The 22242-nt window shown below is 40.2% G+C and carries 17 protein-coding genes; 3 read left to right on the top strand and 14 right to left on the bottom strand.

Translation table 11 applies throughout. The features are described from left to right. Positions 1-495 precede the first annotated feature (495 nt). Positions 496-3027 carry an EAL domain-containing protein gene (locus CWB78_RS13685; protein WP_138596080.1) on the top strand — a complete coding sequence of 844 codons (2532 nt, stop codon included), beginning with the start codon at positions 496-498 and terminating at the stop codon, positions 3025-3027. Between the two features lie 187 nt (positions 3028-3214). Then, entirely contained in the window at positions 3215-3418 is a 204-nt protein-coding gene (locus CWB78_RS13690; protein WP_010391740.1) for a hypothetical protein, read from the top strand. Positions 3419-3464: 46 nt separating this feature from the next. On the opposite strand, the gene CWB78_RS13695 is transcribed toward CWB78_RS13690, so the two are convergent. From CWB78_RS13695 to CWB78_RS13725, 7 genes are all read right to left on the bottom strand, one after another. Beyond that, the gene (locus CWB78_RS13695) at positions 3465-4382 is read right to left on the bottom strand and encodes a hydrogen peroxide-inducible genes activator (RefSeq protein WP_010391738.1); all 918 of its coding nucleotides are present in this window, start codon (positions 4380-4382) and stop codon (positions 3465-3467) included. 81 nt (positions 4383-4463) lie between these two features. Beyond that, positions 4464-5732: an inorganic phosphate transporter gene (locus tag CWB78_RS13700; RefSeq protein ID WP_055012403.1), complete on the bottom strand. Its 1269-nt coding sequence runs from the start codon at positions 5730-5732 to the stop codon at positions 4464-4466. Between the two features lie 39 nt (positions 5733-5771). Beyond that, positions 5772-6446 carry a TIGR00153 family protein gene (locus CWB78_RS13705; protein WP_010391736.1) on the bottom strand — a complete coding sequence of 225 codons (675 nt, stop codon included), beginning with the start codon at positions 6444-6446 and terminating at the stop codon, positions 5772-5774. Between the two features lie 150 nt (positions 6447-6596). Beyond that, the gene (phoU, locus tag CWB78_RS13710; RefSeq protein ID WP_010391735.1) at positions 6597-7298 is read right to left on the bottom strand and encodes a phosphate signaling complex protein PhoU; all 702 of its coding nucleotides are present in this window, start codon (positions 7296-7298) and stop codon (positions 6597-6599) included. A gap of 44 nt (positions 7299-7342) precedes the next feature. Next, positions 7343-8170 (bottom strand): phosphate ABC transporter ATP-binding protein PstB, encoded by an 828-nt coding sequence (pstB, locus tag CWB78_RS13715; RefSeq protein WP_008114812.1) that lies wholly within the window; start codon positions 8168-8170, stop codon positions 7343-7345. Positions 8171-8189: 19 nt separating this feature from the next. Then, positions 8190-9839 (bottom strand): phosphate ABC transporter permease PstA, encoded by a 1650-nt coding sequence (gene pstA / locus CWB78_RS13720; protein WP_054202637.1) that lies wholly within the window; start codon positions 9837-9839, stop codon positions 8190-8192. Between the two features lie 15 nt (positions 9840-9854). After that, positions 9855-12089 (bottom strand): ABC transporter permease subunit, encoded by a 2235-nt coding sequence (locus tag CWB78_RS13725; protein WP_138596082.1) that lies wholly within the window; start codon positions 12087-12089, stop codon positions 9855-9857. A gap of 421 nt (positions 12090-12510) precedes the next feature. Between CWB78_RS13725 and CWB78_RS13730 the strand changes: the two genes are divergently transcribed. Further along, a complete protein-coding gene (locus CWB78_RS13730) occupies positions 12511-13017 on the top strand; it encodes a glycine cleavage system transcriptional repressor (RefSeq protein ID WP_010391731.1) in 507 nt (168 codons plus the stop codon). Positions 13018-13087: 70 nt separating this feature from the next. On the opposite strand, the gene CWB78_RS13735 is transcribed toward CWB78_RS13730, so the two are convergent. From CWB78_RS13735 to CWB78_RS13765, 7 genes are all read right to left on the bottom strand, one after another. After that, positions 13088-13543 (bottom strand): hypothetical protein, encoded by a 456-nt coding sequence (locus CWB78_RS13735; RefSeq protein WP_010391728.1) that lies wholly within the window; start codon positions 13541-13543, stop codon positions 13088-13090. 145 nt (positions 13544-13688) lie between these two features. Continuing rightward, positions 13689-16805 (bottom strand): efflux RND transporter permease subunit, encoded by a 3117-nt coding sequence (locus tag CWB78_RS13740; RefSeq protein WP_138596084.1) that lies wholly within the window; start codon positions 16803-16805, stop codon positions 13689-13691. A gap of 8 nt (positions 16806-16813) precedes the next feature. After that, positions 16814-18313: an efflux RND transporter periplasmic adaptor subunit gene (locus tag CWB78_RS13745; protein WP_054202640.1), complete on the bottom strand. Its 1500-nt coding sequence runs from the start codon at positions 18311-18313 to the stop codon at positions 16814-16816. Further along, positions 18303-19628, bottom strand: a complete 1326-nt coding sequence (locus CWB78_RS13750) for a TolC family protein (RefSeq protein WP_138596086.1) — start codon at positions 19626-19628, stop codon at positions 18303-18305. The genes CWB78_RS13745 and CWB78_RS13750 overlap by 11 nt, the downstream gene beginning before the upstream one ends. Before the next feature lie 108 nt (positions 19629-19736). After that, positions 19737-20111: a hypothetical protein gene (locus tag CWB78_RS13755; protein ID WP_075169911.1), complete on the bottom strand. Its 375-nt coding sequence runs from the start codon at positions 20109-20111 to the stop codon at positions 19737-19739. A gap of 63 nt (positions 20112-20174) precedes the next feature. Then, the gene (locus tag CWB78_RS13760) at positions 20175-20783 is read right to left on the bottom strand and encodes a paraquat-inducible protein A (RefSeq protein ID WP_010391723.1); all 609 of its coding nucleotides are present in this window, start codon (positions 20781-20783) and stop codon (positions 20175-20177) included. A 53-nt stretch (positions 20784-20836) separates the two neighbouring features. Next, a complete protein-coding gene (locus tag CWB78_RS13765) occupies positions 20837-22111 on the bottom strand; it encodes an EAL and HDOD domain-containing protein (protein ID WP_138596088.1) in 1275 nt (424 codons plus the stop codon). Between the last annotated feature and the right edge of the window lie 131 nt (positions 22112-22242).

Genomic DNA, 22242 nt, shown 5'->3' on the forward strand with positions numbered 1-22242 from the left:
TGAATTCTGCATTTTGAGGTGGTTTGGGTATATTTAAACCACCTCAAAATGCGAGTTTCAGTTGGAATTAAAAGCGATTTAGGCAAGGCATTGATTGCAAATAATAGTGGTTCTATTATTAATATCAATAACGCAGTATAAATCGCTTTTAAGCCAACCCGTGGGCGTTTCACAGGGGCATACTCTCATCGTTGCTACTTCTTGAAAGGGACTACCATTACTGCAAAGTATCGCCTTGATATTAAGCCCCTGTGAAGCGCTGAATTCTGCATTTTGAGGTGATTTGGGTATTTAACTATTAGTATTGAAGCTCAAGATAACCCCTATATTCTCCCTAATTTCTATTACTAATGAAGCTCAAGATAACCCCTATATTCTCCCTAATTAGCCACCAATGAACTACATTTAAAATAGCGGTTAAATACGCTTGTTCTTATCGTTAAATATCATTACTCTTACTGTTTTATGATCTGCATCTCTCGGAGTGGTACCTACGTGGCAAAACAGCTTAAATTGCTAATATTGAATGCAAGTAATGATGAGCGCCAGACTATTCGTGCCACGTTAGAGAGGCTTAATGTGTTTGAGTTCATTGAAGCATCAGACAGCCAAGACGCCCTAAAAATATTAAAAAATCAAAGCGTAAATATAATCATAACTGGCTTAGATGTAGGTAAAATTGATGGTTGGCGGTTTTCCCGTATGATCCGCTCTGGATTACTAAACACGCCTAAAAACACGCCTATTTTGCTAATTCCGCCCATTTATTGTGAGCGAATCGCCGAGACTACTGCACGTAGCTATGGCATAGATGCGGTACTGCCTTTTGAGCGCCAAGATATTCTGCCGCAAATACTAGCAAACGTGTTGTCGAGCCATTTAGAAAAAAGTAGTCGCTTAAACCTATTGTTATTAGAACCCTTTGCCAGCAGGGCAAATGATATGAGTGAACAGTTAAAGCTAAACTTTGCAATTACTCATGTTACTAACGAAAAAGCCGCGTTAAGTGCCTATAATCAGCAGCCGTTTGCTATCGTGCTACTCGATGCCACTGCAGCACAAGCTGAGAGTTCAAATCAATTAGTTGAAAAGATTCTGCAGCATAACCCTCAACAAGCCATTGTTACTATTATTGATAAAAACGATGCCGATTACGCTGAGCAATTATTACTTTCTGGCGTTACCGATTTTATTCGTGCTCCTTACGATCCCTCATTTTTAAATAAAGTCTGTGATCATGCTGCTCGTCGAGAAGATTTTATGGTGAGCTATGCTGAGTTTGCTAATAAGGTACAGCAGCTAAGTATTAGTGAAGTTAAATATCGCGACCTGTTTTCAGCACATCAGCGTATTTTATTGCACTTAAACACGGTTGTACTTGAACTAGACCAACAAGGGAATATTCGCTTTATAAACCCTGCATGGGAATCTCTGAGCGGCTTTGGAGTTAAGTCGACCTTACAACAACCACTCACTGCTTTTTGTACCACAGAACATAAACAGTCATTACAATCAACAATTGATGATATTTTACAAGGTGGTGCGAACAAACAAAAAATAGAAGTTAAACTGAGCCAAAAAAATGGTAACTCAGTGTGGGTAGAATGTCGGCTTCAGTTAATAAAAAATAGCAGCAACAACGCCACTATCACCGCCACACTCGATAACATTCATGAGCGCAAACAAGCAGAGTTGCAATTGCGCCATTTAGCCCTGCATGACACCTTAACAGGACTACACAACCGTTATTATTTTGACCAACAGCTTAACTATATTTGCCAGAGCGAAAACACCCATACAAATATTGAACATGCGCTTATTTATATTGACCTTGACCACTTTAAAATAATAAATGACAGTAAAGGCCACCAACAAGGTGACATTGTTTTAAAAGAAGTGGCGCAGCTATTTATTGCCAATATTAGTAATGAGCATCTGATCTGCCGTGTCGGTGGTGATGAGTTTGCGGTGATACTTAAAAATACCAATTTATTGGATGCACATTTAATTGCAGAAGGGATTTGTAGTGCCATTGAAGGCAACCAATTTAAATCTGAAGAGCAAATCTATTCAATTAGTTGCTCGATTGGTTTAACCCAAATTACCGCTGATAACTGCGATCCAAATGAATGCTTAAAGCAGTCAGATATTGCGTTATATATTGCTAAAAATTTAGGCCGTAACTTAGTACATTGTTATTCAAAACAAGATGGTGAGAACAATGCGCTGCAAACGGGTTTAGAGTGGGGCCATGGGGTACGTCAAGCACTCCAACAAGACAGCATAGAGCTTCATTATCAACCCATTTGGGATTTTAAAACTAATCAGGTTGCCTACTTTGAAGTACTGCTAAGGTTAAAGCTAGACGACGAACTTATTTACCCTAATCAATTTATTCCCTCATTGGAAATGCTTAACGATACCTTTTTAATGGACCAATGTGTTATTCGTAACAGCATTGCGAGTGTTGCTGCACATCCAGAGCTTCTTCAAATTGCAATAAACTTATCGGCACAGTCATTTTTAGATGAGCGTTTGCTGCCATTAATAGAGTCGACCCTTGAGAAGTATCAAGTGTCTCCTGCGAAAATTATTTTTGAAATAACCGAATCGGCCAGTATTAATAATTTAGCGGCGACACGAAAAATGATTGAACGACTAAATAATTTAGGTTGCCACTTTTCAATTGATGACTTTGGCACCGGCTTCAGTACCTTTAATTACCTTAAACAATTACCAGCCCAACACGTAAAAATTGACGGCTCATTTGTTCGCGATATGCTCAATGACTCCATTGACTTAGCGCTAGTGAAAGCCATAAATGACATCAGTCGCTCACTAGATAAGCGCTCTGTTGCCGAATATGTAGAAACTGCAGAAGTATTTTTTGCACTTAAAGAAATTGGTATCGACTATGGGCAAGGCTACTTTATTGCTCGCCCTGTACCAATTGACAAGGTACTGATTGAGTTAGAGAAAATTAAAAACAACCCTATTTTTTATCAAGACACCCTCACGTCACTATAAACATTAATAAACAAATTTAAGCAATTTATTACTTCCAAATTTGCCCATCTAACCTATACTTTGCTTATCGGCAGCACAATGTCACGAAAATTAAGTGATTACCTTGATTTTACGTGACATCTTTATTTCTTATCGTCTAGATGTCTATACTGTTAAAGGTGGACATAGGGGCATAAGGAGGATGTTTATGACGCAACTAATCACGTTATTATTGTTTATACACTTTGCTATTGCGCTTCAATGTTACAAGTATGCCCAGATTAAAGGCTACCCTGTAAAAACCTTTACAGTGCTTGGGCTAGTCCCGTACTTTAATGTTGTTGTATGGGTTTACTTACTATTTTTACCGCCGCTAGAGAGCTACCACAGCCAGCATAAGCAGCCTCTATAATTCCCCGTGTTATTTAGCGTATTAATTAAAATACGCTTTTTTTTACCTATTTAAAATCAACACTACACTGCTTTTTCAAAAAGACCTCTAATTGTTGGCTAAACAATTTAAAGTCACGAATGCGCCCTGTTGTTTTACGCCACAATACACCAATATCGCGATAAGCATCGCCTTGTGATGGCGTAGCTAGCATGTTTTTGTTTTCTAAAATACCTGCATTAATCGCCATTTGCGGCAAAAACGTCACGCCAAGTTTATACTCAACCATACTCAATAAAGTATGTAAGCTAGCCGCCTCAAAGGGGTTTATACAGCTAGAGCGATTTAAATGGCACGCACTGAGCGCATGCCCTGTCATACAGTGTTCTCGCTCAAGTAAAAATACACTGGCTTCTGGTAGTAAATTAAAGTCTTCAATGCCTTTAGCTGGTGTGTAGTCTTTATGGTGCACTAAACTAAAGTGATCTTGCGCTAATACTTGGGTATGAAATTTATCGGTTTCGTAGGGCAGCGCTAATAATGCTAAATCAATTTGACCATGCTCTAACTTATCAAGTAACTTATCGCTGGTGTCTTCAATCAGTACCAACTCTAAATCTACAAATGTTTGCTGACAAAAGTGATACAAAGGCGCTGCAATAAAGCTCGCAATCGTAGGAATAACACCTACTGTTAATGTACCACTAAGCGGTGTTAAAAAGCTTTTAGTTAACTCTTTTAAACTAATAGTATCGTTGATTATTTTTCTTGAACGCTCAACCACCTCTTCACCAATAGTGGTAAACATTAGGCTGCGATTTTCTCGCTCTATAAGCTGACATCCTAAAGTTTCCTCTAGGTTTTGAATCGCAGTACTGAGCGTTGACTGACCAATAAAACAGGCACTTGCTGCTCGGCCAAAATGTTGATGTTGATGCACAGCTAATAAATACTGCAGCTGTTTAATACTAGGGAGATTGGTCATTTTTCTTTCCACAAATAAAAAGACCCCAACACCAAGGGCATTGAGATCTTTTCAAGCTAAAAGTCTTTTAAGTACTTTTTATTAAACCCCAAAGGCGGTTCTTAGTACGTAGAAAATAACAATAGCAAGGGCAGCACCAACTGGCAATGTAATTACCCAAGAAACTACAATATTTCTTATTACACCCATGTTAAGTGCGGCAATTCCACGTGCCATACCTACACCCAACACAGCGCCTACTAGGGTTTGTGTGGTTGAAATAGGTAAGCCTGTGCCCGATGCAATAACAACGGTAGAGGCAGCAGCTAATTCAGCAGCAAAACCACGGCTTGGTGTTAAATGAGTAATACCTTCACCAATGGTTTTAATTACTTTTTTACCTAAAATAGCAAGACCGGCAACAATACCTAAACCACCTAGTGGTAATATCCACCAAGCAATAGCGGCTTTCTTCGCAATTTCACCATTGTTTTCAACAATGTTTACAACAGCAGCTAGAGGCCCAATTGCATTAGCAACATCGTTAGAACCATGAGCGAATGCCATACAACAAGCTGTTAGTACCATAAGTACCGCAAATACTTTTTCTACATTGTTAAACTGCATTTCTCTATCCGCTTTAGGATCGATATTTAAACGAGAAATAGCAATTTTACCAATAACAGCAACCAGTACCGCTATACCAATAGAAATAGCAAAACCTTCAACGGTACCTAAATTAATACCAATGTGCTTTAAGCCTTTTTTAATGGTCACAAGTGCCATGATAAAGCCAGCTAAACCCATGTATATTGGTACAAAACGCTTTGCGTTTTTAAGTGGAGCGTCGGTGTCAAAAATCAGCTTTTGCGCACTCATAAATATTAAGTAAGCTATAAAACCTGATATCGCTGGCGTTACAACCCAGCTACCTACAATACCGGCAACTTTACCCCATTGAATAGCCTCTGTACCTACTGCAACTAGAGCAAAACCAATAATAGCGCCAATGATTGAATGAGTAGTCGATACCGGCCAACCTAAAAATGAGGCCATTAATAACCAACTGCCTGCGGCGAATAAAGAGGCGATCATACCTAAAACCATCAGCTCAGGAATATCGGCAAATGGGGCCGCATCAATAATCCCTTTACGAATTGTTGATGTTACTTCACCACCCGCTAAATAAGCACCTGCGAACTCAAAAATCATCGCGATAAAAATCGCTTGTTTAATGGTAAGTGCTTTTGAACCTACTGATGTACCCATCGCGTTGGCAACGTCGTTTGCGCCAATACCATAAGCCATAAAAAAGCCGACTGCTGCGGCAATTAAAATTAATACCGTGCCGTAAGATGCAATGATATCCATTGTGTAACCTTAATCTTTCGTGTTTGAACTGATTTTAAATTAACGAGCTAACATCAGCTCAAGACGTGATCCTACGCGCTCTGCAATATCTGCAAGCTCGCCAACCCATTCAATGATTTTGTATAAAAACATCACATCAACTGGATTTAGCTCACTTTCTACTTTACGTAGTTGGCGGCGTATTCTAATTTGCATTTCATCCGTGTCTTGTTCTATGGCATCCAATTCTACGAGCATTTTTTCAACCAGAGTTACTTCTCTGCCTTTAAAGCCCGTTTCTAACAATTCTTCTAACTCATTGATCGCTTTAGATGCTTGTTTAGTTGCATCAACACAACGAGTTACGTATGCCAAAAAGTCTTCTTGAATCTCTTTTGGTATGATCATCTCACGACCAATTACACGCCCAGCAATGTCTTTTGCCTTGTTAGCAATTTTGTCTTGTTGGGTTACTAATTCGAGCAGATCTGTACGCTCTACCGGCATAAATAATCCGCCAGGTAATTGTAAACGTATAGTTCTTTTCATTTCATCAGCTTCACGTTCTATATTACGAATGGTTAAACGTAGCTCTTCTGCTTGTTGCCACTCTTCTTTAAAAACATGATTAAAAAAAGGTATCAAACTTTCGCTAGCTTGATGAGCCTTTCTGATGTGTTCTTCTATTGGCTTTATAGGTGATTTTGCAAAAACACCTAAAAAATTTGTTGGCATAACTGACCCTTTAATCAATTCAATATGCTGTTCAACCTGAATTTTACAGCATTAAGCTAGATTGTGAACGCTTTTTCTTATTCAATTATTTACAAAAAATAAAAAAGGCAGTGTATTACTGCCTTTGATATTTTTTAGTTATTCGTATCACTACAGTGATTTTTCAATATCTTCTTGAGATGTATGACGAATATCTTTGCCGTTTACAAAATAAATGACATATTCAGCGATGTTTTGACAACGATCACCGATACGCTCTAATGAGCGAACAGACCATACTAAATCCATAATTTTTGGAATTGAGCGCGGATCTTCCATCATGTAGGTCATTATTTGACGAGTAATTGCTTCATACTCTCTATCTACTTTAGCATCCTCTTTGTGCACTTCAAATGCGCGTTGCACATCCATACGTGCAAACGCATCTAAAACGTCATGCAACATTTTAGATACTTGGCGACCCATATTTTCAATGTTTACTAATAAATCTTGTTGATCCTTAGTAAATGAGTCTAGTGCAACTTTAGCAATTCGCTTAGCTTCATCGCCAATTCTTTCTAAATCGGCAATGGTTTTTGCTATTGCAATAACCAAACGTAAATCACTGGCTGCTGGTTGGCGCTTAGCAATAATACGGGTGCAATCTTCATCAATACTGACTTCCATTGCATTAACCTTGTAGTCGTTTTCACGTACTTTTTGTGCCAATACCGCATCGTTTTGGCTTACTGCATCAAGCGCGCTATTAAGTTGTTGCTCAACCAATCCACCCATGCTTAATACATGATTACGAACATCTTCTAGCTCTTGATTAAAACGACCAGAAATATGTTTATTAATGTTGTGTTCCATAATGACCTTCTTTAATAATTCATTGCTTTCGCGTTTTAACCCGACTAGCCGTAACGACCAGTAATATAATCTTCTGTTTTTTTCTTCGTAGGCGTCGTAAATAAGGTATTAGTATCAGAATACTCAATCAGCTCACCCATATACATAAACGCTGTTTGATCTGAAACACGGGCCGCTTGTTGCATGTTGTGAGTAACAATAACCACGGTAAATTTATTCTTTAAATCATTAATTAGCTCTTCGATTACTAAGGTTGAAATCGGATCGAGTGCTGATGTTGGTTCATCAAGTAGTAATACCTCAGGTTCAATCGCAATAGAGCGGGCAATAACTAAACGTTGCTGCTGACCACCCGATAAACCAAATGCGCTATCGTGCAGTCGGTCTTTTACTTCATCCCAAAGAGCCGCACCACGTAGCGATTGCTCTACCACTTCATCTAGCTTACGCTTTTCTTTAATGCCTTGCAGGCGAAGACCGTAAACCACATTCTCATAAATTGATTTTGGAAATGGGTTTGGACGCTGAAACACCATGCCGACATTACGACGAAGGGCTGCAACATCAACGCTTTTATCGTAAATATTTTGCCCATGCAGCATGATTTCGCCTTCAATACGACAAATATCAACCAAGTCGTTCATGCGGTTTATACAACGCAATAAGGTTGATTTACCACAACCTGACGGGCCGATAAATGCCGTTACTTGGCCTTTAGGAATATTCATATTTACTTTACTCAGTGCTTGTTTATCACCGTAGTAAAGGTCGAGATCTTTAATTTCTAGCGCTTTTTGTTCGTCTGTTAAATTATTTAAATCTAACTTCAAGCTTGGCTTTGCTTGGTTTACTTTTGGAGCGACTGTAATCATGTTTGTTACCTATACTAAATTAATGCTCAAGCGATCTGAATTTTTCACGTAAATGGTTACGTATACCAATGGCTGTGATGTTAAGGGTAATAATAACCGACACTAACAAAAAGGCCGTTGCATATACCAGCGGACGCGCCGCTTCAACGTTCGGGCTTTGAAAGCCAACATCGTAAATATGAAAACCTAAGTGCATGAACTTTCTGTCTAAATGTATATATGGGAAGTTACCATCAAGCGGTAACGTTGGCGCCATTTTTACCACACCCACCAGCATAAGCGGTGCAACTTCACCCGCAGCACGAGCAACCGCTAAAATTAACCCCGTCATAATTGCAGGGCTGGCCATAGGAATAATGATTCGCCATAGCGTTTCTACCTTAGTCGCACCCAGTGCTAATGAACCATCGCGCACTGTACTAGGAATACGAGATAAACCTTCTTCGGTTGACACTATTACCACAGGCAACGTTAATATAGCCAAGGTAAGTGCCGACCACATCACGCCAGGTGTACCAAATACAGGGGTAGGCGATGACTCAGGATAAAATAATTGGTCAACACTACCACCAACCATATAAACAAAGAAGCCTAAGCCAAATACGCCGTATACAATAGACGGAACACCCGCCAAGTTAATAACCGCAATACGGATCATTTTAGTAATTGCGTTTTTAGCCGCATATTCATGTAAGTAAATAGCAGCAACCACGCCAAATGGCGTTACAATCACAGCCATTAACATCACCATAAATACCGTACCAAAAATAGCAGGAAATACGCCACCTTCGGTATTGGCTTCACGTGGGTCATCTGAAACAAACTTACCTAACTGCACAAAGTAATGACCTAGTTTAGCAAAAAAGCCCATATCGTTTGGAAACCATACATCCAACACTTGATATAGCGGGATTGTAACAACCTCACCACGCATATCCTTTACGGTTACTTGGTCACGTTTAGCCTGTTTACGCAGTGCGAATAACTCTTTTTCTAATTCGCCATATTTCGTACGTAAATCAGCACGCGCTTGAGCAAGTTCAGCAACACGTTCGTCGGTTAGCTCGTTATCAAGCAAGTAGGCTTTTTCCTGTAAACGTAAACGCTCTAGCTCATAGTTAATATGCCCTATGTCGCCATTTTGTAAATCAAGCGCTTCGTCGTTTAAGTCAACCGCACGCTCTACAAGGTCATGTAAGGTTTCAACTTTATCTGCTGTTACCGTCTGACCGTCTTTAATGACGCTTTCTACATACCCGTAAAAATTACCGTTTTTGCTGCGCTCAAACACCGCAAGTGCTTTAGGCGCTGAGCTTTGTTTGATATCGGTTTCGAGTATCCAGCGAAAATCTAAATCAACATACTCACGGTTACCTGTTTTAATTAGTAAACGCTCAACCTCGTCTTTTTCAAATTTAGAAACATCAATACCGGTTGCCGCTAAACGCGACTTAGGTACTAATTCACGGTCATAAATTTCACCAATAACGGTTTGCTTCGCAATTGAACCTTCAAGCTCATACTGCATAACTTGAGATGGCCAAAAAAAGCTCAATCCCTTCCATGCAATCATGGCGAGTAAACCAATTACTGAAATTAAACTGATGCTGACAGCACCACCGGTCATCCAAATCCAAGGAGAACCAGACCTAAACCACTGCTTTACCATGTCGTGTTTCTCCACTTACATTGAGCTATATTTTTCACGCAGCTGCTGACGAACAAATTCAGCAACGGTGTTGAAAATAAAGGTGAATATGAATAATACAAAGGCGGCTAAGAATAGAATTCGGTAATGCGAACTCCCTACTTCCGACTCTGGCATTTCGACGGCGATATTAGCGGCTAAGGTACGCATGCCTTGGAAAATACTCCAATCCATAATTGGGGTATTACCGGTAGCCATAAGTACAATCATAGTTTCGCCTACGGCACGGCCTAATCCCATCATTACTGCAGAAAAAATACCTGGGCTGGCGGTTAATAACACCACACGAATTAGGGTTTGCCACTGCGTAGCACCTAATGCTAACGAGCCATTTGATAAATGTTTAGGCACACTGAATACCGCATCTTCGGCAATTGAGAAAATAGTTGGAATAACCGCAAAGCCCATCGCGATACCCACTACTAATGAATTACGCTGATCGAAGGTCATGCCTAATTCATTGGTTAGGTATTGACGCACATTGCCATCAAACATCCATAACTCAATACTTTCGCTCATCGCAAACGACAACCAACCAATAAATAACACCACAGGTATTAATAAAATTGAATGTGAGCCTTCAGGGATTTTATGGCGAATAACCGCAGGTAATTTATTCCAGCCTAAAGCGGTTGCTAAAATACCCAATGGCAGTAACACCAATAAACCAACAATAGCCGGCAAGTGCTCTTCAATTAAAGGCGCTAACCACAAACCAGCTAAAAAGCCGAGTATTACCGTAGGCAGAGCTTCCATTATTTCAACCGTTGGCTTTACCACACGGCGCAATTCGCTCGACATAAAATAAGCGGTATAAATAGCGGCTGAAATAGCAATAGGTACAGCAAATAACATTGCGTACATAGCAGCTTTTAAAGTACCAAATGAAATTGGCACTAGTGAAAACTTCGATTCAAAATCATCACTGGCAGAAGTAGATTGCCAAATATAACCCGGCTCAGGATAGCCTTCGTACCACACCTCTTGCCAAAGCGCTGACCACGTTACTTCTGGATGCTCGTTATGAATTTCTAAAACCGTCAGCTTGTTATCAGCTAAAATTAGCGCCGCATTTGAACGCGGGGCAATAGCAAACTGTTCAATTTCACCATCACTGACTTTACCTTGCCATAACTTTGCTTCGCTGGTGGTGTAATAAAGCCCTAATTCACCATTTTGACCTGTTGTAAAAAAGGTACGACGATAAAACTCAGTAAAAATATTCAGCTTGCTTTGTTTGGTAGTTTCAAACGAACGGATTTTTTGAAATTCACGCCCTGAGTCTATATTGATTTCAAACCACTGGGATATTTCACCGTTATCATTGGCCAACATCAGTGAGTTTGCACCAGCCAATAGTTGCGATGACACTATATTCGCGTTTTCTTCATTGGCAGATAATAATTGAATTTGCTCAACTTCACTTGGGTAGCGGGTATCGAATACGTAAATTTGATTGGCAGAACGAACAAATGTGCGGGTGGTATCTGGCGACATTAATAGCTCATCTACGCGACCATCAACGTTAAGCTCGGTGCGTTCTACTTGCCATTCAACTTCACCGGTAAACATATTTTCTTCGGCTACAAAGCTACTAAATACCACACGTTTATCGGCAGTAAGTGCCACAACGGCTGTTTTGTCTTCATAATGGCTAAAGGCAAAACGCTTAATAGCGGCACCTTGCTCATCAACTTCGAGTGCCATTTCACCCAGTGGATAACCTAAACGCGGAGTTAGCTTACGCTCATTATTAGGGAAGGTGACTAAAAACTTAGGTGCTACAATTGTCACTGTGCCATTTTCTAAACCATACGCATAATGCCCTTGAAAAGGAGCACTATTTGCAAAACTGGTTACCTGCGCGGGTAAAGTAGCATTAAGTGTTTTTAGTTTTTTACCAAACTTTGCTTTATCAACACTGTAGAAGTTAACTTGACCTTGATCATCAAGTAAATAAGCAACCTCAGTTTGCTCCTCAACACCAAGCCCTACTATTTGCTCAGCATTAGCAACATTAAAGCTAGCGCGTTTTTCAACTTTAGCTGACTCGAAAATAGGCTGCACTACATAAAGAAGGTAAAAGAAGATCAATAGCAGTGCTATTAATACCATTATACCGCCTGCGGTTATGCCAAACTTAGCAAACCGGTCTTTAAATAGACGGCTTCGATCCGTATTAAAAGTCGGTTTATTCGGATTTGAAGTCATCAAAACACCCTTATATCTTAACGTTGGGCGCATTATATTTCATCAAAGTGACAGTAATGTTACAGTCGTAATAATTCTTTACTTATATAGAGTCTGTTTGTCTTTGCAGATTAAACTTTCAACTTTATGAGTGGATTTTAAGCAAAATCACGACTTTAAATAAGATTAAAGTATTGTTTGTAGTAGTGATTGTATTTATTTATACGTTCTTAATGAACTAAATCAATTATTAATTGGACAAACTATTTATCCAAGACAATACTCTATGGGCATCTAATATAACAACAACAAAGTAACCTCTTAAGATGTAACAATCCTTTTGTGGTTAGCTTTTACATACATTTAGAATCACATACATTAGATAGCATCACTTAATGCCTATGCATTTATTTTTTCATTTGGGCTTAAAAAGAGAACTATTATGAAGCAGTTGGTAATAACTATTTTAGGGGAAGATCGCCCCGGTTTAGTAGAAAGTATTTCCTCGGTTATATTGGAAAACCATGGCAATTGGTTAAGCAGTAATTTGAGTCACTTACTCGGGCACTTTGCAGGCATTATACAGGTTGAAGTGGCTGAAGAGCATTTACAGACATTTCAAAATGCGCTCAATGGGCTTCCTAAGTTAGATGTTCGCATTGAAAAGGGCAACACTGAAATTGAGCCTGTAGAGCTTGAGCAACTTAATTTTGTGATCACCGGTAACGATCGCCCTGGTATAGTGCAAGAACTAGCAAGTGTTATTCGCCATAAAGGCGCGAACATTACAAACTTAAACTCTAGGCAGCAAAGTGCGCCAAACTGGGGAGTGCCTATATTTAGTGCTGTTGCCACCGTGAGCCTGCCTAACGGGTTGAATAAAGAAGAAGTTATCAATGCACTTGAGTCAATTACGAGTGACTTAGTGGTTGATGTAGAGCAAAGCTAAATCAGCTCTATTATCATGAACACGAAAAAGGCGCTAATTATAGCGCCTTTTTTATGCATAACACCCAGTCCTACATGTCTGCATGACGATTAATACTTTGCATCATCTGCTTCAAACCTTGCTCTTCGAGCTGTAAGATCTCCCCTAGCTTTTCTTGAGCCTCAGGTGACTGCGCTTTATCTGCCAAATAACTGTATGCATTTAATACTTTTTGATGCTGCTGAGATAAATACTCCTGAATCGCTAGTTCATCTAGCTCATTACTGCGATCTAAATCAGTAAAGCTGATAATTTCTGAGTGCTCTGAAAAATATTCATAGCAGTATGTATCTAAAGTATTTATTTCAGTGATTGCTTTAAAGCCAATTAAATCCTCAGCGAGTTTTTTTTCATACTCAACACAATAATCGATTAACTGTTTGTTATGCTCTCCAAGTAAATCCCTTACACTAAAAAAATTAGCCGCCATTTGTGTATGAAACTGAACGGTCCAATCGAACACTTCTTGAATTGTTTTAACTTGCATGTGCGTTCCTTACTTTTTAAAACCTATTGATTAAATAGATGCGTGAATCATGCCAATAAGAAATGCAATAAAATCAGTAGATAAAGAAAGGATTGCCTAACTTGTACTGATATTTTCAGTACAAGTTACACAATCAGTGTAAATATTATAGGTTGCGCTTTCGCCACAATAAATACACAGCAGGCAATACCAGCAATGTTAAAACAATGGCGCTAAACATACCGCCAACCATGGGGGCGGCTATTCGGCTCATTACTTCACTACCCGTGCCTGTGCCATAAAGCACCGGTAATAAGCCAATCACTATGGTTGCCACTGTCATCATTACCGGACGTACTCGTAGACCCGCACCTTCTAGTATCGCCTGTTTAAGCTGCTCTGTACTCAAGCTTTTACCCATTTTAGAAGCAGCCTCTACCTGCGCTTTATAGGCTTGGTTTAAATACACCAACATTATAACGCCTATTTCTACGGCCACCCCAGCAAGGGCAATAAAGCCGACCCCCACAGCAACAGAGAAGTTAAAGCCTTCTAAGTACATTAGCCAGATACCGCCTATCATCGCCAGTGGTAAAGTCGCCATAATAATAAATACCTCGGTGAAGCTTCTAAAGTTAAGATAAAGCAGCACTACAATAATGGCTAAGGTTAGCGGCAACACATAACTTAGTTTAGCTTTAGCACGCTCCATGTATTCGTATTGCCCTGCCCAAGTTATAGAATACCCTGCGGGTAAAATTAGCTGCTCGTTTAGCAACTGCTGGGCATTTGCTACATAGCTGCCAATATCTGTATCTTTAATATCAATAAAGCTCCAACCATTTAAACGGGCATTTTCACTTTTTATTCCAGGTGGGCCATCACTAATAAATACATCCGCCACATCAGCAAGTGCGATACGTTGACCCGTTGGAGTAACAATAGGTAAAAGCATCAGTTCTTCAGGGGAGTCACGGTACGCTTGCGGATAACGAAGATTAACCGGGTAGCGCTCTTGACCCTCAACCGTTTCAGTCACGTTCATACCGCCAATAGCGGTTGCGACTACTTGTTGCACATCAGCAATATTTAAACTGTAGCGCGCTGCTTTTTCACGGTTAATATCTACCTTAATATAACGTCCACCCGCTACACGCTCTGAATAAACAGACGCCGTACCGGGAAGATCTTTAAGTAACACCTCTATTTGTTGACCTATTTTTTGAATCTCATTCAAATTAGGGCCCGCGACTTTTATACCCACAGGGGTTTTAATCCCAGTAGCCAGCATGTCTATCCGCGTTTTAATTGGCATTACCCAAGCGTTAGTTAACCCAGGAAACTTAACTAAAGCATCCAGCTCTTGTTTGAGCTTTTCAGTGGTCATGCCTTCGCGCCACAGAGCCTTAGGCTTAAACTGTATAAAGGTTTCAATCATGGTCAGTGGTGCCGGATCGGTTGCCGTTTCCGCTCGTCCAATTTTACCAAATACGGTTTTTACCTCGGGAACAGTGGCAATCAATTTATCGGTTTGCTGCAATAGCTCGCGCGCTTTACCTATTGAAATTCCTGGGTAAGTAGTCGGCATATACATTAGATCACCTTCATCAAGAGGTGGAATAAATTCACTGCCTATTTTATTTACCGGATAAAAGCCCACTAAAGTGATAACTAGCGCAATCAGCAAGGTGCTTTTTGGAAATTTTAGTACTAGGTTTAACAGCGGCTTATAACTATTTACCAGTAAACGGTTAACTGGGTTTTTATTTTCAGATATCACCTTACCACGAATGAAATAACCCATCAGCACGGGTACTAAGGTAATTGCTAATCCAGCAGAAGCTGCCATTGCATAGGTTTTTGTGTACGCTAATGGCGCAAACATTCGTCCTTCCTGAGCTTCTAAAATAAATACCGGCATAAAACTCACGGTAATTATTAATAAGCTAAAAAATAACGCAGGCCCAACTTCACTGGCAGAGTCAATCACCACTTGCCAACGGTTTTCATCTGTTAGTGGCTGTTTCTCCATGTGCTTGTGCATATTTTCAATCATCACAATCGCACCATCGGTCATAGCACCAATCGCTATAGCAATCCCGCCTAATGACATGATATTGGCGTTAATACCCTGCCAGTACATAATAATAAAAGCGGTGAGTATGCCTAACGGTAAGGTAATAATAGCCACCAAAGATGAGCGTACATGGAATAAAAACACCACACACACTAAAGCCACTACAATAAGCTCTTCCATTAATTTAGAGGTGAGGTTATCAACTGCGTCTTTTATTAAATGAGAGCGGTCGTACACAGGTACAATTTCAACCCCCTCTGGTAGCCCTTTTTTAAGTGACTCTAATTTAGCTTTAACGAGCTCTATGGTTTTTTGCGCGTTTTCACCAAAACGCATAACCACTACGCCACCTGCCACCTCGCCTTCGCCGTTAAGCTCGGCAACACCGCGGCGCATTTGCGGACCTAAACGCACATTAGCAACATCACGTAACTGTAGTGCAGTACCGTTAGCGTTTATACCTAAAGGAATGGCTTCTAAATCAGCAACACTTTTTACGTAGCCAGTACTGGTTACCATGTATTCAGCTTCTGCCATCTCAACTACCGATGCACCCATTTCTTGATTGCCTTGCTTAATGGCAGTTTGAATAAGGCTTAGCGGAATACCATAAGCACGAAGCTTATCGGGCTGAACGTTTACTTGGTATTGTTTGACCATGCCGCCTACCGATGCCACTTCGGACACACCGGGTACAGTTTGCAGTTCAAATTTTAAAAACCAATCTTGTAAACTGCGTAATTGGCTTAGGTCATGCTTACCGGTGGTATCAGTGAGTGCATATAAATACACCCAGCCAACGCCGGTGGCATCGGGGCCAAGCTCTGCAATTGCCGTACTAGGCAAACGGGCAGATACTTGACTTAGATATTCCTGAACACGACTTCGTGCCCAGTATAAATCAGTGTCTTCGTCAAAAATAACGTACACGTAGGAGTCGCCAAAGAAAGAAAAACCGCGTACTGTTTGCGCCCCAGGTACCGATAGCATTGCCGTGGTAATCGGGAATGTAACCTGATCTTGCACTACTTGCGGCGCTTGCCCGGGATAAGAGGTTTTAACAATAACCTGTACATCTGATAAGTCGGGTAAGGCATCTACAGGCGTGTTTTTTGCAGCAAACAAGCCGCCACCAACCAGTATTGCGGTCAGTAATAAAACAAAAAAACGGTTAACAACAGACCAGCGAATAATTGCAGTAATCATAACCACTCCTAGTGATGCTGACTGTGCGTAGCATGCACAGGCGTTATTGTATGAATCACAAATTCACCTTGCTCAATGCTAAAGGTAAAAGTAACTTCATCATTAGGCTTAAGCATCTCAGTCATTACATTTTTTGCTAGTATAAAGTCCATTGTTGCAGGTCCTCGGCCCCACTTTTCAATTGCCTCACGGCTGATATTCACAATACGATTATTAGCATCAATACTATTAATTACTCCATTCACAGTTGCCGTATTTGGGTTGGCATCACTCATTTGCATACTGTTATGCGCAACTGCTTGCATACGTTTAAAGTCAGAGTTTTTACTCGACTCTGAATCAATTAAAAACTGTGCTGAAGTAACCACTTCATCGTCTGCCATAACACCTGATAAAATTTCGGTATTAGCCGCATCACTTCGCCCTAAAGTTACCTCGACCGATTTAAAACGACCTTCCCCAAGTGCAACTACAACACGGTTTTGGCTACCAGTGCGAATAACAGCTTCTTTAGGTACGATTAAATGTTTTTCAGCTACTTGACTATGAATACTGACTTGAGCAAACATATTAGGCTTTAACTGATGGCCTTGGTTATCAAAGCGCAAACGCACTCTTAAAGTACGATTTTTAGCATCTAAGGTAGGGTAAATATAATCCACTTGCCCTTGCCAACGTTGACCACTTAAATAATCGAGTGTCATGGTTACAGGCAAGCCAACACGAATAAGTTCTGCTTGACGCTCAAATACCTCAGCCTCAACCCATACTTCATCAAGCTGAGCAATACTCATCATTGAGGTATCAGGTTTAACATAAAATCCTTCGCGAATATTAAGCTCATCAACAACACCACCTTGGCGGGCATAAAACGTTATGTTTTGCAGTACTTGCTGGCTTTTTTGCAGGCGTGAAATGAAGCCATCAGACACATTGAGCGATTTTAATCGGGCTTTAGCGGCACGAATTAGCACCGGATTATTGCGCTTTAACGCCAACACAAATTCTTCTTGTGCATTCACTAACTGTGGTGAATATAAGGTATAAAGTGGCTCATCTTGTTTAACCTGATCACCCGCGGCTTTAACGTATAAGGTTTCGACCCATCCCTCTACCCGCGGATGAATATGAATTAGCTGGTCTTGGTTGTATTGCACATAACCTACCGTGTTAACTTCATTTTCAAGTGCAGCAAACGCAACAGGGGCGGTGCGCACACCTAAATTATTAATCACTGTGGGTGAAATTTTAATACTGCCAGGCCCTTCATTTGCGCCACTGTCTGACTCTTCGTAAACAGGCACTAAATCCATGCCCATGGGCGATAAACCAGGTTCGTCACGACGATAATTACTATCCATAGGTGCCACCCAATAAAGCGGCTCTTTTTTACTACTGGCTTTACTGTCAGTTGGCATAGAGTGCTCACTAGGTAAGCTTAATAATATCCCCGTAGTTAATGCCGCACTACATATAGCCACCAGTAATAATTTTAAATTAGTATTCATAGCTCGGCTCCTGCTGTGGTGTGTTTTTTAAGCTGGTATCATCAGCACTGGCGTAATAATTTAACCTTGCAATAATTATCTTTTGATCAACATGAATGTTTAGGGCGTCTATCTTGGCATTTAATTGACTAATACGCGCTTGCATCACATCTGAGAAATTACCATCATCGCGAGTGTAGGCATTTAGGGTCGCTTGAGCTTGCTCAGCCATTTGCGGCAGCAGCTTGGCTTGATAAAGCTCGGCGCGCTGATGAAGCCGCGCTAACTGGCTAACTTCCTTAAAGTACATCCCTTGTAGCTTTTTAAGGGCTATTAATTTTTGTGTTTTAGCTTCTTCGCTATCAGCAATGGCAGCATTTACTAGTTGGTCTTGGCGGTTATCGGTAAACAGCGGTAAATCAATACTTATACCCACAGAGAAAAGGTCTGCTCGCGAGCCACCCATTGGCATGTCATCACGATAACCGTACCCCATATTAACGCCAATTTGCGGTTTATAGCCTTGCTCAGCCACACTAATTTGAGTTTGCTTTACCACTATTGCATTATCCATTGCCATAATTGCAGGGTGCTTTAATAGCATGGTCATTAATTGCTGATACTCTAACTCGGTGTAGTTTTTTAATGCTGTAAGCTCTGAAAAGTCATCACTGACAGGCTGGCTCAGCATAGCGATAGGCAACCATTGTGTTAGCCGCTTTTTAGCACCTTGTAGCTGCTGCTCCAGTTGTATTAATTTATCTTCAAGGCGGGTTAACTCTAATTGCGCTCGAATAATATCTTGTTGGCGTGTTTTGCCCACCGAGCTTACATAGCTTGATTCTGTAATATCAATGAGCTGGGTAAACAAAGCTTTATCTTGCTCAATTAGTGCAATGCTTCGTTGCGCTCTATAAGCATTGAGCCATGACTCAGTAACTATGGTTTTTACTTGCGCGAGTCTATCTTTGCGCAGCCAAGGCTCTGCTGCAGCTGACTGAGAAAGGGCCTTTTGTTGAAGTGCTAGGCTATCGCCTCGGCTCAGTGATTGGCTAATTCCCACCTTAAATTGGGTCATATTTTCTTGATCAAAAGCAAAACCATTAGTTGGTAGGTTCATTAACCCTAATGTAAGCACTGGATCAGGTAAGGTTCCTGCGGCAATACTTTTTGCTTCAATTGATGATTGTTTTTGCTTGCTAGCTTTAAGCCAGGGCTCATGGTTTAAGGCATAGTTAATTGCCTCATTTAAACCTAGTTCAGCACTGTGTACAGAGACACTAATACTCAACAAGCTACTTATACACACGGATTTTAATACTGCGAAGTGATTCATCACTTGCTCCACTTAAATTTAAAAATAACGAATGAAAACGATTAAATTTATAAGCAGATAGATGACAATAAGCTAAATAACTAAATTTTAAATACACCTACCCTGCGATTATGCAGGCATAGGAGGACGGTAAAGAGAACGTGCAAAGTTAACTTGATGCTGTATTACAGCATGTTGCACTTTTTCAGAGGGTAATTTGGAGGCTATAAATAGTGAGTTTACATGCAAGGCTGAATGCGAACTACAAGCACTCATCGGGCAACTGCAATCTTGGGTTAACGTGCTTTGCTCACTACAGCAATCCATAGACATGGTTGTTGTATCAGCATCGTCACTCATTGCCATCTTACTATGCTGCATCGATGCATGGGTTGCCATGTTCGTATGCGGCATATCACATACCATAGATACAGACGCAACGGCTTGACCCACAAAAGTGAGTAACAAAGTTAGCGTGAGTAAAATACAGTAAATACGTTGCAATGAATTAACCTAAAAATAAATAGACGTTTAAAGTTTATGGGAACTGTGTTTAAAACTCAATAATTAACTGGTTTTTACTACTGGCTTTATGAAGCTACTGGCCGCAATGGCGAACAAGCAATAGCCGGTAAAATACCAAAAACCAGTACCAAACTCAGCATGCATATTAAGTAAATCTTCTGAGTTCGCGTTTGCATTACCAGCCATGTAAGCCACTATTAATGCAATAACAAACACATCCACCATACTCCATTTACTTAAACCGATAATCACCTTACCAAGATTGTGCTTAAACGAAGTCTCCTTCAGCACACAATACAACAATTGAAGCAGCAGCTTAATTGTTGGGATCACCATTGAAAAAAACGCCACTAATATCGCCACTAAGTAGTTTTTGTTATCGGCCAGCTCGTTAACGGTGCCCCAAATACTGCGCGTTTTTTGATAAGCGCTGATCTCGCCTTCAAGTTTATCTAACCCCAACATACTCGAGATCATCATTAGCATATTACGGGTGTTTTGATTCCCTTCATCTGCCAACATTTCAATGCCCGCCTCAGCAAGTTTAGACTTATCAATTTTACCTTCCATACTCAGTACGGGCTGAGTCACCCCGGGAATTAATAAAGCTAAGGCAATTAAAATAGTGGTAATAGGTAAAAATAAACGCATGGTGTAATACTAAGTAAAATCAATATGTGCCAATCATACCCAAACGTTTTGCGTTAGTCTTGCTCAATAATAGTGGCCAATAGTTCATCCGCATACTGGCGTGCATCCAACATGGCGCTAAATACGGTCTCAATATTCGAGGCTGGGCGAATAGTTTCTAACAACTTTTTAGCCAATTGCCAATTATCTTCCTCTACCGCTTTTATTAAATGTAAAGAATTACCCATCATGCCTTCAAAACTTAATAGTGCACCGGATAACTCAGCCCCTAAACTAAACTCTTTAGCAATAGCTTCCAGCTCCATATCTAAAATAGCATCAAGCACCGACATTAAGCCGACTAAATAACCTTGTTCTGCAATGACTTTTCCGCCTGGTTCTAAAATTATTTGCATGAACTGCGCTCGACATAAGCCTAAACGAGTAAGTTCACTGGGCTTGTCTGAGCCAAGTTCGCTTAGCGCCAATACTCGTACAAACTTTCTAATAGAATCTTCCCCTAAATACACAACCGCCTGAGGAATAGACGTTATCACTAAATTTTTATTAGCAGAGCGAGCATTCACTAGTTTTAGGACGCGTGCAGTCAAACCGACATCTTTAGAAATGCGTAGATTAATTTCATTAAAGTCTAAATCTGTGCGGGATGTGCAACGCAGTAAGTCTAAAACAGCCATTTTTAGAGGTTCGATACTGTTGTAACTTAACATTTCCGGATGTGCAAAAAAGAACCCTTGAAAGTAATCGCATCCAGCCTCTTTAAGCTGCCTAAATTCATCATAGGTTTCAATTCGCTCAACCACTATTTTAATATTAGGAAAATTGCGTTTGAGCTTTTTCAGCAACATGCTGGTTTTTATTACCGGCTCTTCAACTTCAAGCTTAATATAATCAACCAAACTGAGTAATGGTTGCCATTTTTCATGTGAGTCGTAGTCATCTAACGCAAATACATATCCTGCTTTTTTTAACTCTATCACTCTCTCAACAACAAGCTCTATATTTTCAGTACGCTCAACAATTTCAATTACAGTATTCTCAGGCTGTAATAATTTAGGCAAATCCTCTAAAAGCCCCTCGCTCGATAAATTAATAAACGCAGTTTGATTGAGCGTTAGCTTTTCTATGCCAACCAGCATTAACGCATTAAAAAAAAGTCGCCCAGTGGCTTGCCCGTCAGTTGTTCCTACAGGAAAAGCATTATTAACTGAATCTCGATAGAGCAATTCATAAGCAAAAATACTTTTATCACCGTCAAAAATTGGTTGCCTAGCAATATATTGAGTAACCAAAATAGATGAATTTTTTACCTCTAGATTATTTGGCATTAATCTTCCTACTTAACAGTGATGTCATCATTATTTTTTATTATTTAACCAGTATAGTGAAACTTTAAAGACTTGCTGCAATTTTAATTAGATTAAAAACAAACAAATAAGACTAAATTTATAACCCTAGA

The organism is Pseudoalteromonas sp. S1612 (genome assembly GCF_005887175.1).
Taxonomy (GTDB): Bacteria; Pseudomonadota; Gammaproteobacteria; order Enterobacterales; family Alteromonadaceae; genus Pseudoalteromonas; species Pseudoalteromonas undina.

What these genes read in the sequence shown, in the direction of transcription:
- CWB78_RS13690 (WP_010391740.1), top strand. Translation starts at nt 3,215, where the DNA reads ATGACGCAACTAATCACGTTATTATTGTTTATACACTTTGCTATTGCG.
- CWB78_RS13695 (WP_010391738.1), bottom strand. Translation starts at nt 4,382, where the DNA reads ATGACCAATCTCCCTAGTATTAAACAGCTGCAGTATTTATTAGCTGTG.
- CWB78_RS13700 (WP_055012403.1), bottom strand. Translation starts at nt 5,732, where the DNA reads ATGGATATCATTGCATCTTACGGCACGGTATTAATTTTAATTGCCGCA.
- CWB78_RS13705 (WP_010391736.1), bottom strand. Translation starts at nt 6,446, where the DNA reads ATGCCAACAAATTTTTTAGGTGTTTTTGCAAAATCACCTATAAAGCCA.
- phoU (WP_010391735.1), bottom strand. Translation starts at nt 7,298, where the DNA reads ATGGAACACAACATTAATAAACATATTTCTGGTCGTTTTAATCAAGAG.
- pstB (WP_008114812.1), bottom strand. Translation starts at nt 8,170, where the DNA reads ATGATTACAGTCGCTCCAAAAGTAAACCAAGCAAAGCCAAGCTTGAAG.
- pstA (WP_054202637.1), bottom strand. Translation starts at nt 9,839, where the DNA reads ATGGTAAAGCAGTGGTTTAGGTCTGGTTCTCCTTGGATTTGGATGACC.
- CWB78_RS13725 (WP_138596082.1), bottom strand. Translation starts at nt 12,089, where the DNA reads ATGACTTCAAATCCGAATAAACCGACTTTTAATACGGATCGAAGCCGT.
- CWB78_RS13730 (WP_010391731.1), top strand. Translation starts at nt 12,511, where the DNA reads ATGAAGCAGTTGGTAATAACTATTTTAGGGGAAGATCGCCCCGGTTTA.
- CWB78_RS13735 (WP_010391728.1), bottom strand. Translation starts at nt 13,543, where the DNA reads ATGCAAGTTAAAACAATTCAAGAAGTGTTCGATTGGACCGTTCAGTTT.
- CWB78_RS13740 (WP_138596084.1), bottom strand. Translation starts at nt 16,805, where the DNA reads ATGATTACTGCAATTATTCGCTGGTCTGTTGTTAACCGTTTTTTTGTT.
- CWB78_RS13745 (WP_054202640.1), bottom strand. Translation starts at nt 18,313, where the DNA reads ATGAATACTAATTTAAAATTATTACTGGTGGCTATATGTAGTGCGGCA.
- CWB78_RS13750 (WP_138596086.1), bottom strand. Translation starts at nt 19,628, where the DNA reads ATGAATCACTTCGCAGTATTAAAATCCGTGTGTATAAGTAGCTTGTTG.
- CWB78_RS13760 (WP_010391723.1), bottom strand. Translation starts at nt 20,783, where the DNA reads ATGCGTTTATTTTTACCTATTACCACTATTTTAATTGCCTTAGCTTTA.
- CWB78_RS13765 (WP_138596088.1), bottom strand. Translation starts at nt 22,111, where the DNA reads ATGCCAAATAATCTAGAGGTAAAAAATTCATCTATTTTGGTTACTCAA.